The organism is Methanobrevibacter sp. (assembly GCF_030539875.1).
Classification (GTDB): domain Archaea; phylum Methanobacteriota; class Methanobacteria; order Methanobacteriales; family Methanobacteriaceae; genus Methanocatella.
In genome coordinates this window covers 1-16098 of the sequence record NZ_JAUNXI010000015.1, presented here as the reverse complement: position 1 = coordinate 16098, position 16098 = coordinate 1, and the positions used below count along the sequence as shown (strand labels likewise).

Below are 16098 nucleotides of genomic sequence, written 5' to 3'. Positions count from 1 at the left end.
AAATCACCTCCAATTATTCCTAAATGTACTTTCACCATTTCCAGGTTTTAAAATTATTATGTCTTGAATGCCTCTCATACCCATTTGGGTATTATAATTCTTATTATCATTATTCTTCAAGGCTTTATTTAAGAATGTAGAATTATCCCTGGAAATTCCATAATTTGCTAAAGCTAATATTCTATCCTCAGCTTCTCTTTTAATGCTCTCGCGGAAATATTTAGAACCTGTAACTTCATAATCAGTTATATATGATTTATGCAAGAAATCAGTCAATAATTGAAGTAATTCCTGATTGATATCCTCTCTTTTAGCATTATTAATATTTTCATAGTCATTAATGAAAAGTTTTCGAACATCTTTGACTAAATAAATCGGTTTTTCACATATATCAGACATATAATTTAATATTGCCCCTAAGAATACACTAGTAAATGTTTGATCGAATCCCAATTTGGTCCATCTTGAAAGTGCAACATTTTCAACCTTATCATTCAATATTTCATGATATTCATTAAAATTATGGTAAAAACTTAGATCTCTAGTTCTGTGAGGTACAAATGTTAAGAAGATAACTCCAAATTTTTTACGTCCAGCACGACTTAAGGCTTGAATATATTCTGAGGTATTATTAGGCATTCCATCGAATACCATGAAATTCCATTTATCGACATCCACTCCATGTGACACAATGCTTGTAGCATTTATGGAGAGCAACCGGTTACTATTATTTGGATTTTTGTAATAGTTTTCAACCAAATCTATTGTTTCCTTGATATATTCTAAATTATTTTCTCCTGTTAATGGTCTGGCTTCAATATTATAAGAATCTTCACGGCCATTAATAAAGCTCTCTGCAAAATAACTAACAATTTGTGTTGCAGATTTCTTTTTGTGATAAGTTAAAATCTGTTTATAATATTCTTTTATCACGATTAAATCTTCTAAGTCAAATTCATATTTTTCAGCAAATTCTTCTAAATTTTCATCCAAATATTTAAAAAATTGTGCAGAATATCTTAATATTGCAGTTAAAGGTGAAATTACAGAATGATTTGGTTTGATTCCAAGTATTCTTCTTTGAATTATTGGTTTTTTATCATCATATTTTTCATAGTTAAAAAAGAAGTCTTCTCCCTTGGAATTTATTAATTTTGGTGGGAAAATTACTGTTTCTTTATCATACAATTGTTTTATCTGATTTCTAGCACCTGCAACAGTAGCGGTCATTGCTACTCTTTTAAATGAAAATCCCCCTAGTTCTTGTTCTAAAGCTTCAAACATGGATTCAAAATGAGAATCAATAGTACCAAATCCTTCACGAATAAGGTGAAGTTCATCCTGTATCATCAAACTAGGTCCTGTATTAAAGTCAATTTGAACCGGATTTCCTTTTTCTTTGCATTGGTTTGAATTCTTATCTTTGTAGAAACATATGTCATTTCTTGAATTAAATCCATGGCCGTTTGGACAAATATCCAACTTGCCTCCGAATAAATTTTTAAATCTTCTATTTTGGGCCACAGATGCAAGTTTATCAACAGTAGAAACAATAAATGTGGGAATCATACGATATATCTCATCATCACTAAAATACAAGCGATACTCTCGTCCACATTCACTACATTTATGGATAATTGTTTTATTATCAGGGTCCATTTCTAAAAATACGGGAGGATGATCTTTACAAATTGGACAAGTATCAATAATTTTTCCTGGTGTATCTAAACCATCATTTGCATTTTTTTCAATAATTTTAAGGACTTTATAGTTATAATCAGGGAATTCATCATCAGTAGAACCGACATAATAGGCTATGGAAAATGGTTCGCCTCCTAAATTTTCATTTTTTCTTATTTCTTCTGCCCAAATAAATATATTGGCAATTCTCTGTAACTGTTGAATGGATAACATTCTTAATGGGAATTTAGTAAATGCTGTCACGCCAAATGTTTTTCCGGTAATCCTATCATAAAATGCTGAGAATATGACTAATCCAAAGTATGCTTCGGATTTACCTCCACCAGTCATAACATGCAATAATGAACAGGTATCTTTAGAAAACGATTTTTCAACCACATCAACTAATTCTGAAACAATGAAAACTATCTGGAATAATCTCCAGGAATCATATCCTTTTTCTTCAGAATTTAATTTAAATGCTTTATTCATTAATAAAAATGCTTTTAAAGACTTTGGATTATTTTTTAATAGATTTATCCCTTTGTAAAAACTATCTTGCATCTTCCTAAAATTAGAAATCTGTTCAGAATATTCTTCATCGGGTTCTTTAGTTTCACAATCATTGAGGTGTTCATTCATTAATTCATAAATTTTAGTTAATTCATTTAATCCTTCTTCAGTAGATAATGTTTCAAATCTAATATCTGCCCCTTCTATCTGGTTTTTTGGGGTAACTTTTGGTTGGTCATATGAAGAGTAAGCACTTGTTGTTATATGGTTATTTTTTAATTTTCCTTGGCAGTTTACACATCTTAAATATTCTTCATATATTTTTGCATATCCTTCATGAGTATACTTATATTTAAAAGGAACTGGAGTATTGTTATTAAGGTTAATATCTAAACTTGGAGCAAAAATATTACTTTCGTAAAGTTTAAAATTAATATCCGGACTTTCAGACTTATTTACTAATGAAATAGTACATAATACTAGCTCCTTTTTATCTTGAGTGAATTTTTGAGTTTTTAATGAGATTTCCACAGTCCAATTAAGAAAAGAGTTATCTTTTTTAGGTAATTCTTTTATAAATGAATTATATTTATCTTCATCTTTAGCAATATCTGCAGGTATGTCTTCAGAATTTAAATATAATTCATCTGATTCTAAAATATCTTGAATATAATCCTTCAATTCAACTGTAAAAATTTCATCCTTATCAAAGCTTATAAGATTCAGTGGAATATCTTTTCTTTTCCAAATATTACCCATCTTAAACTGATTAACATTATCAGTATCTTCATAATTTATTTTGATGTATTTTTCTTGCTCTTCAAAAGTAGGATATACTCTATAAAAAACAGATAATGATAAATTTAAGTCAATTTTATCATTTAAATCATTTAATAGAAATCTTACAGATAATGAGTTTGAAGATCCTGATTTGGAGTCATTCACATCAATACTGCTAGCTTCTTCTAAATTCCCAACAAAAATAGTTCTAGAAGGAGTATGAGTTTCCTTATATCTTAAAAAATTGTCATGTTTGCCTATTAATTTTAACATTATATCATCAGTTAAAATATTAGCAAATCTTTGATATTCTTTATAATCAATTTCTATAGTAAAAACCCCCTTGTTAGTAGTTGATATTAAATCTAAAATTCATAAGTTATAAATTTAATTAATTATCAAGATTTTTTTAATGAAGTTCAGTTTGAACACGTCTGTAGACGGGAAAATTCTGGTCGAACCCCTGAAGACAATCCAAACTGGTATAATGAGATAATTGGCCTTGGTGAAATGGACGGCTTTGAGCTTAAAATACTTACAAACAGCACAATTTGGGATTATTATGGGCTGTCACGGGACTACTTTGACACCTTGTGTGAAGGCTTGAAGGAGAACATCAAGAAATGAGTGATGAAGAAATTGAGGATTATCTTAATGGCTGTATAAGATAATTTTTAATTTTTACTTTCATTCAAGGTTTTATTTTTTTTTAAAATACTTTCTGTAGGGTACTATATAATTTTAAAGCCAATTTTCAGTAAAGCTGTAAAATTATAATGATATGGTTAAAAATAAGTAAAATTAGTTGAGAAAATTATTTGTAAACAATAAATTCCTTGTGCATAAATTTTAATTGTTAGATTCAGGAGCTAAAAACTTCATTTAATTTTAGCCCCTAAGAATCCATGGGAGGATAGGTCGCCTTTCGAACTGGTCTACCATAGAAATCATCTTGATAAATGATGTTTGCCTAAAGATGATTTGCATGTCTAATCAATTAATTGTTTGATTTGATCTTGGTCAAGTTCTGTTATTCTGGCTATATCTTCAATTTTCCAGTCGTTTTTAAGCAGTTGGTATGCTGCAGAGTATTTGCTTTCCATCACCCCCATTTCAAATCCCATATTATAGCTTATTTCATAGTCCAAATCCCTTATGTCTGTTTGGAGTTCACATATCTTATTTTCTTTTTTTTAGTTTGGACCTCATTAACTTGATTGTCTCAATGTCAATTCCAGTCATCTTCTTTACTTCCCATATTTGATATAATCTCACTAGATTTTGGCATTGATCATACTTGTCTCTTATTTTTTCGGTTTCCATATCTATTACTTTTTTTAACTTTTCTTCACACATTTTTATCACTTTAAAATGATTTTTATGGTTTGTTTTGTGTTTAAGGTGGTATTTAAATGTTTTTTATTTAAATAAGATGTTTACTATTTGTAATAGATAGTTTAAGTATTTTTATGAATTTTAAAGTATGGTTAACTATTTTTAAATATTTGTTTTCAACTGCTCTCTTAAGATTTATAAGTATTTAAGTTTAATATAAAATTATAAAAATTTGTTAAATCGATAATTTTTATTTTTTAAAAAAATTTTATAATAAAATAGTTCCTAAAAAATATTATTTTTATATTTTTTTATTTTAAAGGCTAAGGAGATTTTCATGTATAATATCATTGATTTATTTTGTGGAGCAGGAGGTTTAAGTCTAGGTTTTGAATTGGCTGGTTTTAATATATTAGCAGGTTTTGATATAGAACCAAATTTTTTAGATACATATAAAAATTCTCATCCAAATACTAAAGGCTTTAATGTAGATTTAAATAATATCGATATTCTTTCTTTTTTAAAAAATAATAACATAGACTCTAAAGATATTGATGTTGTTATTGGGGGTCCACCTTGTCAAGGGTTCAGCACAGTTGGAAATAGGATGATTGATGATCCAAGAAATAATTTAGTTAGAATTTATGCAGATATTGTTAATGAAATTAAACCAAAAATGTTCTTAATGGAAAATGTTTCTGGCCTTGCTTCTATGAAAAACGGTCAAGGAGAATTAATTAAAGATGAATTAATTGATATTTTTGATGAAATTGGCTATAATGTAAAATCTAAAGTCTTGTTGGCTGCAGATTATGGAGTTCCCCAATTTAGAAAAAGAATTTTCTTCGCAGGAATTAAAAAAAATTACAATTTTATTTTTAAATTCCCTAAATCTACACATCATGATAAAAAATCTTTGTTTAGTTTTTTTGAAAACTCTAATTCATATTTAACAGTAAAAGATGCCGTTTCTGATTTACCTACTATTGAATGTAACGAATCTGCAGAAAAATACGATAAAGAGCCTGAAAATGATTATCAAAAATTTTGTAGAAAAAACAGTAAAAAATTGTTTAATCATAAAGCACCAAATCATTCAAAAGTAGTTATTGAAAGGATAAAAAATATTCCTCAGGGCGGAAATCATGGAAATTTGCCGGATGATTTAAAACTCAAAAGAGGTTATTCAAATATTTATGGAAAATTAGATGAAAATAAACCTGCAGATACCATTACAGGTAATTGTGGTTGTGCTAGTGCCCCAGGAAGATTTTTACACCCTACATCTAATAGGGTCATCACAGTCAGAGAAGCTTGTAGATTGCAATCTTTTCCAGATTATGTTGAATTCATGGGTTCAAGTAGTCAACAATATAAACAAGTAGGGAATGCTGTACCACCCTTACTAGCAAAAGCCATTGCTTTTGAAATGAAAAAATCTTTGTCAAAATTCGAATAATTATTTTGTTATTTTATGTAAATAGTTTAATATTTCTTCACTTTTTTTAGTCAACGAATACTTCTTATTTTTCCTATCTTCTGGGTTAACACATATTACATAATTTTTATTTTCTAATTCTTTCAGATTTGTAGAAATATGACTTAAATAGAATTTTTTTGATGATAATTCTTTTGGAGTTTTAATTCCATTTTTTAATTGTAATATTATATGGAACCTAATTTCACTTTTTAAAATATAATTTAACTCTTTATTCATCATAAAATTCCTCATTTGGTTACATAAATATGTAACTATATATAAAAATTGTTTTTTACTTAAATAAAATTATGTATCTTGAAGAAAATGAGTTAAAAAAATATTATGATGAGTTAGCTAATAACCATGAATTATATTTAAAAGAGTATGGAGTAAAAATTCCTGGGTTTAAAAGAGGTGAAAAATATATTCGTTCATCTTTAGCATTAATATATTTGTATATTAATTTTAAACAACCTGTCAAAAAAGAAGACTTAACAGACTTTGTTTTACAATATCCAACAGATGGCACATCGGGTGATGTCCAAGCAGGAAGAATGTTAGGCAAGCAATCAGGATGGTACATTATTAGTGGAAAACGGGGGGACCCAGAATGCTCTCATTATAATGTTAATTCTGGAGAGTATTGCTTAATAAGTGTTGAAGAGCCTTATCCTAATTTTGATAGTTTAAGGAGGGAAATTGAATTAACTGAAGATGATTGGGAAAATTTAAAAGAGGATTATGATTATAGGTGTGCTACATGTGGTTCAAAAGAAGGAGAAAAAAATTATCGTTATGGTAATATAACAAAATTACAAAAAGGCCATATTGATCCCAATAAACCATTAACCATAGTAAATATTATTCCACAATGTGAAATGTGTAATGCGATAGAAAAAGATAATTTTGTTTATACTAAGAGAGGACGAATAAGGAAGATTTCAAATGCAAAATTTGTTCTAAAATCTAATAAAAAAGTTAAAGAAGAAATGTTTGAGTTATTAAAAGAAGATTTAAAAAAATAATTTTAATAATTATTTTATTTCTTATCTCTTTAAAAAATTATAAATATTTTCAAATAGTAAACTATATATTAACTGTTTTATATTTGTCAAATAATATTTTTTTAAAGGGGAATAGTAATGGAGTCTGAAGAAAATTTAGTTAAATTAATAGATCTTGTTAGAACAAAGTACAATGGTAAAAAAATAGAAGATGCACGATATAAAGCTACTGGAGATGAGAGATATGCTTATACTAATGAAAAATATTTGGAGTCTAAAGAGTGGGGTAAAACCATTACTAAAAAAATTCCCGGAATAATAAAAAATATTATAGGAGATGGCTATAATACTACAGGGAAGTATGGGCATGGTAAAAACTGGACGGATATTTGTTATATACCAATTTTTGATGTTGAAATAACTACAAACGCATCGAAAGGATTTTATCCTGTTTTCTTATTTAAACCTGATAAAACTGGAGTTTTTTTCTCTTTAGCTATAGGAACAGGCAATTTTACTTCTTCAAGTAAACTTTCTCCAAATGATATTAATACATTAGAATATTTGACCAATGTTTTTAAAACTATTTTTTTATATTATTATCAATCACGAAATGATTTAAATTTTAATTTAGATAATTTTGATGATGTTGTAGATTTCAATGGGGAATATAATCACAGTGAAGAATATGAAGCTGGAACTATTTTTGCTAAAGAGTATACTGCTGAAGAATTATCTAGCAACGAAATAAGTGAAGAAGATTTAAATAATGATATTTTTGAAATGATGGCAATGTATAATTTTGCTAAAGAATACAAAATCTTTGATAGGGTTTTAGAAGTATATGACCATTTTCATCCGTTAGATTTAGCCCAAAGGGAACCGAATGGAGAAAATATTTTACTTTATGGAGTTCCAGGTTCTGGAAAAAGTTATGCTATTGAACAAGATTACTGTGATGATGATTCCAGAATGGAAAGAGTAATCTTCCATCCTGATTATACATATGGTGATTTTATAGGGCAAATTCTTCCTATCGTTTCTGATGGTAATGTTACATATGACTTTGTACCTGGTCCATTCACATCTATTTTGGAAAAAGCATTTAAAAATCCTAATGAAAGTTTTTATTTAATAATTGAAGAATTAAATAGGGGTAATGCACCAGCTATTTTTGGTGATGTTTTTCAATTATTGGATAGAATGGAATCTTATAAAGATGGGTTTAAAAAGGGCACCAGTGAATATGCAATAACTAATTCAAATATAGCATATAAAGTATACGATAATAAAAATCATAAAGTTAGGATTCCCTCTAATTTAAATATTATTGCAACTATGAATACATCAGACCAGAATGTATTTACTTTAGATACAGCTTTCCAAAGACGTTGGAAGATGCGTTTAATTGAAAATGATTTAGATGATAAAGAATTCGCAATACAAATACTGAACACAAATAAAAAGTGGAATGAATTTTGTAAGGGAATTAATAAATTTATTATAGAAATAAATTCTACTACTTTATCATCTGAAGATAAAAGATTAGGAGCATACTTTGTTAGGAAAGATGATTTGTTATTTGATAATGCAGTTAATGATGAAAATGCTACTGAAACACAAAAAGAGGATGCTCAATTACAAAATAACAAATTTGCTGAAAAAGTTTTAAAATATTTATGGGATGATGCTTTTAAATTTGATAGAGATAAAATATTTGATAAAGAAGAAGTTGAATTATTTACTTTAGAATATTTTGTTGAAAAATTCAGTGCACCTAAAAATGAAGATAGATTTTCTATTTTTACCAATGAAGCTCGTTCATATATTGGTCTAGCAGAAAAATCAAACCAGGAACAAGAACATGACCAGCAATAATACTTTGAGAGATAGAATTAATGTTGTTAAACATGATAGTGAAAATCGTTTTGTTGGGCTCAAGGCGAATGGTGGAGATGCACTGGTTTATTTTCCAATAGGTTATAGGCTTTCCGAAACAGATGAAGAAATTCGTAGGGACATACTTAAATTATTTGATATTTTAAATGAATTTAAAGACAAAAAGGAAGGTTCCATTACGGAAAAAAAGTATGAAGAAAGCCATGATGTAGAATTCCCTATAAATGCTTACCTTGAAATAATTCGTTATTATTTGGAAAATGGTTATTATACTGAAGTAGAACCAGTTTACAAAACTAGGGAAAAAGGAAAAATTGATTGGTCAAGAACTATAAAACAACAAAAGCCTTTATTGTCATTAAATAGAAATAATTGTACCTATTCTCCAATTTATACATTGTTCACAGTAAAACAATCTACTCCAAATGAAAATAATGAAATTACAAGAATTCATCAGCATTGTGTCCGTATAAGTTTTGAAAGGGTGGGATGGATTTTTACTTCATTCATGCCTCCAAAAGCAGGAGGGCCATTTGATGATAAAAGATTTTTGTCAATTCTTAGAACCAAATTAGCTAATACTAATAATGATAATAAAAAAAGATTATTTCAATCAATGATAGATATTATTGAGTCGATAGATGAAGATGAACATGGAAATAAGTTCCATTTTGGAACTAACTCATTTGAAAATGTTTGGGAAGGATTGATTGATAAAGCTTTTGGAACCGAGGAAAAAATAGAGTATTATCCTAAGGCATGTTGGATATTATCTGATGGGGAAAGAAGTCAACCATCACACCCTCTTCAACCAGATTCTATTATGTGTGCAAATGATAGTGAAGATAATTATTGTTACTTCGTTCTTGATGCTAAATATTATCAATATGGTGATTCAAATAATAAAAAAGATTTGCCACAGAATGCTGATATAAACAAACAGATTACATATGCTGAGAATATAGAAATAAATAAAAAAATTAACCCAAATAATATATACAATGCATTCTTAATTCCTTTTAATAATGAAAATGAAGAAAAGTTTCCATCAGATAAACCATTTTTTAATATCGGTGCAGCTGTGTCAGAGTGGAAAAAAAATGAAAAGAATTACGAATACATTCAAGGAATTTTAGTAGACACTAAATTTTTAATGGATTCTTATAGAAGTAAATCAACAGAAAATAAAATGAAATTAGCTAATACTATTGAATGTGCCTGTAAAGAAAATAGGGATAGGCTTCGAAATAGTAATTAATTATTATTCATTTCTAACTTCGTTTAAAACTCTTTCAAAAATATCTAATAATTCTTTCAATGCTTCAAATAACATCGCATTCTCTGAAGAGAACATCTTACCGCTATGAACCACATTATTCCTTAAAGTATAATAATACAAAGCTGCTTCTTTAGGGTCATCTATATCTAATTTATGTGAATTCAGATCTTCTGCTGAAAATACTTTAGTGTCATTAAATTTTCTACCTATAACATCATCTAAAATATCTTTGAAATATTTTTCTTTGGATAAAGCTATTACATTTCCTTTTTTAGTATTCCCATATTTAAAAGTCAAAAACCTATCCAACACAGTCCATAATGATGTATAGAGCATTTGAGTTTTAATTAATTTTCTATACTCATCATATTCCATATCTTTTATTAAATCATGAATGTATGTGATGGTTTCGATATAAAGTGGGTCTAATCTCCAATCATAATTATATATGTTATTTCTCAGATCTTCTTTATGGACAACGTATTCCAAATTTTGGATTACGGAATAGAATTCATCTAACTTTTTTGGTGTAGAGCTAACTAAAGTGTTTACAGGTTTTCCGTTGATTCTTATTACTTTCCATTTGTAGATATTCATATGTTTGCTGTAACCTATTGCTTTATACGCTCTTTTCTTATCCCTATTTTTAAATTTCAATATGTAACCTAAAACACTAGAATTGCCTATTCTATTCAAATCTAAAACCGGCATTCCATTCACATGTTTTATGTGGCCTTCTACATATGCTTCCTTAATATCCTTATGACAATACCTTTGAATTTTAGAATGAGCTATTTGATGAGGCTTGAAAAAACCATAAGCAAAAAAAGGCAAATCTAGATTTTTAGGAATACATGCGCTAGTTTTGGTTTTATATCTTTTTTCACAGTCTGTTTTAAAATCTATTTTTGAATCCATTCAAATCCCTTTTATTAATCGATTAAAGTTAATATTAAATTTATTAAAAATTCGCTATAAACATATCTATTATCTTATTAATAATTTTAAAAAATGCAACTAAGTTTTGATATATTTTAATTAAATTTATAATTAAATAAATTAATAAATGGCATGTTTTCTAACAGTTTTATGTAATGTCTATTTAATATACTTGATTCTAAATTATAAAAAATAGTTTTTAATTTGCAGCATATGGACTCAACATTTTAAATATATAAAAAATTACTTTTCTAACACTCTCTAAACATTTAAAAGTAAAAAACTACATAATTTATTATAAAATTATAAAATAGTAAATTTTTAGGGCTGATACTTTGAAAAATAAAATTACATTATAGACCTTTTTGCCGGAATAGGCGGTTTTAGATTAGGGCTAGAAAATGAAAATTTTGAATGTGTTTTTAGTTGTGAGAATGATCCTCATGCTATTGAAATGTATAAAAAAAATTTTAAGGATAATCCATGCTGTGATATTACAAAATTAGACCCATCTAAAATACCAGATTTCGATATTTTATGTGCAGGTTTTCCTTGTCAAGCTTTTTCTATTTGCGGAAAACAAGAAGGGTTTTATGATGAAGCAAGAGGAACTTTATTTTTTGATATTTGCAGAGTATTAGAAGTTAAACAACCACCTATCTTTATTTTAGAGAATGTTAAAAACTTAGCCACACATGACCATGGAAGAACCATGTCTATAATTTTACAATCATTACATAATTTAGGTTATACAGTATCTTATAAAGTCCTTAATGCACGAGATTTTGGAGTTCCTCAGAATCGCGAAAGGGTAATTATTGTAGGTAATAAGGATGGAAAAGTATTTAATTTTGATAAATTAGATAAAACTCCTATTGATTCTATGAAACTATTTTTAGACAAAGAAGGTAAATTTGAATATTTAAAACATAGTGAATATACACTGCTTGATGATTATAAAAGGCAAAAATCTGGTTTAATATTCAGAGGTTACCGTAATAAGAAAATTAGAAAAAAAGGAGTTAGGCCTGGAACTATGCATTTATCAAGAGTTCATAAGCAACCAAATAGGATATACTCCTCTGAAGGCAACCATCCCACTATAAGTTCTAGTGAAACTTCTGGCAGATATTGGATTTATGATGAAGGTGAAGTTAGAAAATTAACTATTGATGAATGTTTTAGGTTTTTTGGTTTTCCAGAAGATTTTAAGAAGATTGGAAAATCTTCTGATTTATATAGGCGTATCGGAAACAGTGTATGCGTAAATATGATTAAAGAAATTGCAAAAGAAATTAATAATCAATTTATATTAAATGAGGGGAATTATATGGATCCAGAATGCGAATTTTTAGAAAAAATGTATACTAAAGCAAGTAAATTAAAAGATTTCTCTACTCTAAAATTAACTGAAGATGAAAAAATTGGATAAAAATTCTTGCAGAAAAAGAAGAAACATTTAAAGGGGTTTTTACAGTTTTAACTACTTGTTTAACCTATAAATGTTTACATCCTGAGCAAGATATTAGACTTCACCAAGCAAATATGGCGAATGGATATAGTGGCAGAAGTTTTGATACTAAATATGTTACACCATTTTTGAAATCAAAAAAGTTTGCAGGTGCTATGAGAGAATCAGGTTGATTAACTAGAAGTTTAGAGCAGAATATTCCTTATAATCTCGATTATCCTGGAAAGATTCGCGATACCAATGTTAAATCCACATTTTTAAATCTTATTAATAATATAGAAGAAAAAGGGAGTGACCCTGAAGAAATTTTAACTGGTTTATTTCAAAGAAGTATTTATGAAAAAAGTAAAAGGGCTATTGTTTTAATAAACCCGATTGAATCAGAATCTGAATTTACTATTTCTGATATAATGAACTATTTAGTAAAACTCTTCTATTACAAATATAAAGTCCTGGAGCGTCTATTTTGCCTGTTATTGCATTATATTCTATTTATTCTTGCATTAGTAAGGAAATAAAAAGATTTGATGGAAAATATGTTGAGAATTTAGGTTCTCATACAAGTTCTGATAGAAGCAGTCATGAAGCTGGGGATATTGTTGTCAAAGATGAAGTCAGTAAAGAAAAATATGAAGTTATTGAAGTCAAATTTGAAAAAAATATAGATAGTATGATGGTTCAAGATGCTTATGATAAAATTAAACCTACAAAAATCCAAAGGTATTACATTTTAACAACAGGAAAAATAGTTAATCGTGAAAAGATTGAAAAATCAATTATAGATATTAAAGAGGAACATGGCTGCCAAATTATTGTTAATGGTGTTTTGCCTACAATAAACTATTATTTGAGATTATTGAACAATACTGATGATTTTATGAATACTTTTATTGAAACTTTACAAAATGATCCTGAAATTAATTATGAACACAGAATTGCTTCAAACAAGATTTTAAAAGAATTTAAGAATATTTAAATATCACTTCAAATTTTTAATTAATGGTATGGAAAGTAAGGGTCATGGATGGGTTGAATTGAATTCAAACAAGCATTTCCTATATGTGTTGAAAAAGGCATGGACGCAAGAGTATTGAAAGGCACAACATATCAGGCTTAATTAATTAAAGATTTTTTCTTTAATGATCATTCTTTTTTTTAATAATTTTTCTTGTTGATTAAAAAAAATAGTCGGTTAACGGGTAGTTGGTTTGTTTAGAAAAAAATAGCAGTTAATTAGAAAAAATAAAAAAAATAAAAAAAGAATAAAATTTTAAAAAAGACTATAAAGAACCATAAAGCTCTTCATACTCTTTAATACCGGAATATAAAGCTTCTTTTCCCTTGTCATCAATCGCTGTAAGAGTATTGTCCAGAAGTGAAGAGCATTCCAGTCGCATCTTGTCCTCTGTTTCGCTTTCCGCTTTTTGTTTAAGAGTATTCACAAAGTTTTCAAAATCCTCTATGAATTTTTCGTCTTTGTTGCCAAGGTCGTCTTTATAGCATTCTTTTTCAATATCTTCAATGTTCTTTTCAATAAAGGCAGTCCAGTCTGGCTGTTCAATAAGCTCCACATCATCTATTGCCTTGTCTTTATAGACCTTGAAGAATTCATTCAGCTTTTCACTGCTGCCTGCATGAATCAGGGCCATCTGAGCGAACTGGATGATTTTCTTATATTCGGAAATCTCCATGTCCACAGGAAGCAGTCCCTTTCTATAAGGGCCGTATGCTTCAACAGCAGCTTCCTTTGCTGAATAATATTCTTCCCTGTTGTCTGCTGGGAAATTGAATGCTACTTCGGCAATGTCGAAGATGCTCTCATTTGTGATGGCAAGATCTTCCACCATGCATTGATGATCTTCATCGAATTCACTGCTCATGCACAGGTATTGAGTCTTGTCTTCATCATTTAAAAATTCAACTTCTATAATATAGGTTTCAATCCAGTCAGCTGGATCCATATGAGTTCCTTGGATTTTTTTTAATATCATAAAACATTTCACCCCATTATTGTACTAATATTGTATATATTTTTTAATTGTATTGAATTTAACTATTGTTCAAAAAAATTCTCATATTTTTTTATTTTCGAACATAAATTAATCTTTTCAATTAATATTAAATATATTTTTTTTAGATTACTTAATTTCTCCACTTTTTGTATAGTTAGTTTTATTATCAAAAATTTTAATAATGATAACTTATACATTTTATTTTGTAAGAGATTATTCATATACTTAATTATGGACAAAACTAATATAAAGTTTATAGTTTAACTATATTCGGGTTGGTTATATATCTTTTTATATAATTGGCTTTTATTAGGTGCTCTTAGCATGGGGGGAAAGCCATATAGTAAAATGATATATCTTCTTTAGAAGAAAATCGTGGTTTTTTAAAATCACCTTTGTAGGGGTCGGTTATTAATTTTGTTTGTAATGGAAGAATAATCAAAAACTTTTCTTTTTTTTTAAAATTCTATCTCATTTTTAAAATCAGCATTGGATCATAAGCTTGATGCTAGGATAAGATTCTATTTTTTTAAAAGTTATTTTTTTTAAGTTTAGGATTCTATTTTTTTTAAAAATTTAGTTTATTTTTTAGATTAAGCTTCTATTTTTTTTTAAAAAATTTATTTTATATCAAATTAAGAGTCTATTTTTTAAAAAACATTCATTTTAATGTGAGCAAATAAAAACAAGACTTCTAAGGGAATATTTTTATATGAAAAAGGTTAAAAAAAGCAGTAAATTAAAAAAAATCGGAGAATAATATGCAAATGGTTAAAAACAACTATGTAAAAAGGGGGGGGGTATTAGTAATACATATTATTCTCTTAAACAATTATTTGTTTTAATGATATATAAATATTCATTTTTTTAAATAACTAATAAAAATTATCATTTTATTATACACTTGACTTTTTTATGAAGATTCTTCATAAAAATAATTAATTTTAATTGTTTGTTAATTAAATATTCAAAAAAATGAACTAAATAATAATAACTGCTTTTTTTCATTTTAAAAAGTAAAATGAAAATTTTAATATTATTTCAATCATAAATAGAATAATGTTTATAATGAATTTATCAAAAGTAATATTTATGCAGAAAAATAAAAGAAATGATTAATATTGAATTTAATAACCAATGCCAACAAAATTTATAAAGAATGATTGACATGTTCAGGGAAGTAGCTAGAGTAAAACAAAAATTATCAGATGAAGAATGCATGGAAATATTGAAAAACGAGCCTAGAGGAGTCCTTTCCCTAATAGGGGATGATGACTATCCATACGGCATGCCAATGAATTTTCTATATATTCCAGAGGACAATGCAATATATTTCCATGGAGGAAGAAAAGGCCATAAGATTGATGCGATCATGAAAAACAACAAGGCATCATTCTGCACATATGATTCAGGATTCAGAAAGCCTGGAGAATGGTCATTGAATATAAAAAGCGTGATTGCCTTTGGAAGGATTGAAATGATCGATGACATGGGAGAAACTGAAAGAATCAGCAGGCTTTTAAGCTACAAGTTTACAGACGACGAGGATTATATAGAATCTGAAATAGAACATGACTTGAAGAGGACATTGTGTTTTGCATTGAAGATAGAACACATGACTGGAAAGATAGTTAATGAATCCTAGTCTTCTTTTTTTAATTATCCCTTTTTATTTAGTATTTTTTTAATTGTCTCTTTTTTATTTA

Annotated in this window: 13 protein-coding genes; 7 read left to right on the top strand and 6 right to left on the bottom strand. The window is 27.7% G+C overall.

Annotated elements, in window-relative coordinates; all coding sequences use genetic code 11:
• Window positions 1-3: 3 nt before the first annotated feature.
• From Q4Q16_RS06820 to Q4Q16_RS06810, 3 genes are all read right to left on the bottom strand, one after another.
• Window positions 4-3246: a helicase-related protein gene (locus Q4Q16_RS06820; protein ID WP_303346971.1), complete on the bottom strand. Its 3243-nt coding sequence runs from the start codon at window positions 3244-3246 to the stop codon at window positions 4-6.
• 716 nt (window positions 3247-3962) lie between these two features.
• Entirely contained in the window at window positions 3963-4121 is a 159-nt protein-coding gene (locus Q4Q16_RS06815) for a hypothetical protein (RefSeq protein WP_303346970.1), read from the bottom strand.
• Window positions 4122-4152: 31 nt separating this feature from the next.
• Entirely contained in the window at window positions 4153-4329 is a 177-nt protein-coding gene (locus tag Q4Q16_RS06810) for a hypothetical protein (protein WP_303346969.1), read from the bottom strand.
• 316 nt (window positions 4330-4645) lie between these two features.
• Here Q4Q16_RS06810 and Q4Q16_RS06805 point away from each other — a divergent pair, with 316 nt between their 5' ends.
• Complete coding sequence (locus Q4Q16_RS06805) at window positions 4646-5767, top strand: DNA cytosine methyltransferase (RefSeq protein ID WP_303346968.1); 1122 nt, start codon at window positions 4646-4648, stop codon at window positions 5765-5767.
• On the opposite strand, the gene Q4Q16_RS06800 is transcribed toward Q4Q16_RS06805, so the two are convergent.
• Window positions 5768-6028, bottom strand: a complete 261-nt coding sequence (locus Q4Q16_RS06800; protein WP_303346967.1) for a hypothetical protein — start codon at window positions 6026-6028, stop codon at window positions 5768-5770.
• Between the two features lie 68 nt (window positions 6029-6096).
• Between Q4Q16_RS06800 and Q4Q16_RS06795 the strand changes: the two genes are divergently transcribed.
• The 3 genes from Q4Q16_RS06795 to Q4Q16_RS06785 all read left to right on the top strand — a co-directional run bounded on the left by Q4Q16_RS06795 (window position 6097) and on the right by Q4Q16_RS06785 (window position 9949).
• Entirely contained in the window at window positions 6097-6813 is a 717-nt protein-coding gene (locus Q4Q16_RS06795; protein WP_303346966.1) for a hypothetical protein, read from the top strand.
• 117 nt (window positions 6814-6930) lie between these two features.
• The gene (locus tag Q4Q16_RS06790; RefSeq protein WP_303346965.1) at window positions 6931-8670 is read left to right on the top strand and encodes a DUF3578 domain-containing protein; all 1740 of its coding nucleotides are present in this window, start codon (window positions 6931-6933) and stop codon (window positions 8668-8670) included.
• A complete protein-coding gene (locus Q4Q16_RS06785; RefSeq protein ID WP_303346964.1) occupies window positions 8657-9949 on the top strand; it encodes an LlaJI family restriction endonuclease in 1293 nt (430 codons plus the stop codon). The genes Q4Q16_RS06790 and Q4Q16_RS06785 overlap by 14 nt, the downstream gene beginning before the upstream one ends.
• A 3-nt stretch (window positions 9950-9952) precedes the next feature.
• On the opposite strand, the gene Q4Q16_RS06780 is transcribed toward Q4Q16_RS06785, so the two are convergent.
• The gene (locus Q4Q16_RS06780) at window positions 9953-10888 is read right to left on the bottom strand and encodes a hypothetical protein (protein ID WP_303346963.1); all 936 of its coding nucleotides are present in this window, start codon (window positions 10886-10888) and stop codon (window positions 9953-9955) included.
• A 373-nt stretch (window positions 10889-11261) separates the two neighbouring features.
• On the opposite strand from Q4Q16_RS06780, the gene dcm reads away from it, so the two are divergent.
• Together dcm and Q4Q16_RS06770 are read left to right on the top strand one after the other, a co-directional pair.
• Window positions 11262-12341, top strand: coding sequence for a DNA (cytosine-5-)-methyltransferase (gene dcm, locus Q4Q16_RS06775; protein WP_368660216.1), 1080 nt, complete (start codon window positions 11262-11264; stop codon window positions 12339-12341).
• Between the two features lie 505 nt (window positions 12342-12846).
• Entirely contained in the window at window positions 12847-13356 is a 510-nt protein-coding gene (locus Q4Q16_RS06770) for a hypothetical protein (protein ID WP_303346962.1), read from the top strand.
• Between the two features lie 304 nt (window positions 13357-13660).
• Here Q4Q16_RS06770 and Q4Q16_RS06765 read toward each other — a convergent pair whose 3' ends face one another.
• Window positions 13661-14341, bottom strand: a complete 681-nt coding sequence (locus Q4Q16_RS06765) for a hypothetical protein (RefSeq protein WP_303346961.1) — start codon at window positions 14339-14341, stop codon at window positions 13661-13663.
• Window positions 14342-15551: 1210 nt separating this feature from the next.
• On the opposite strand from Q4Q16_RS06765, the gene Q4Q16_RS06760 reads away from it, so the two are divergent.
• Entirely contained in the window at window positions 15552-16037 is a 486-nt protein-coding gene (locus tag Q4Q16_RS06760) for a pyridoxamine 5'-phosphate oxidase family protein (protein WP_303346960.1), read from the top strand.
• The last annotated feature ends 61 nt before the right edge of the window (window positions 16038-16098 follow it).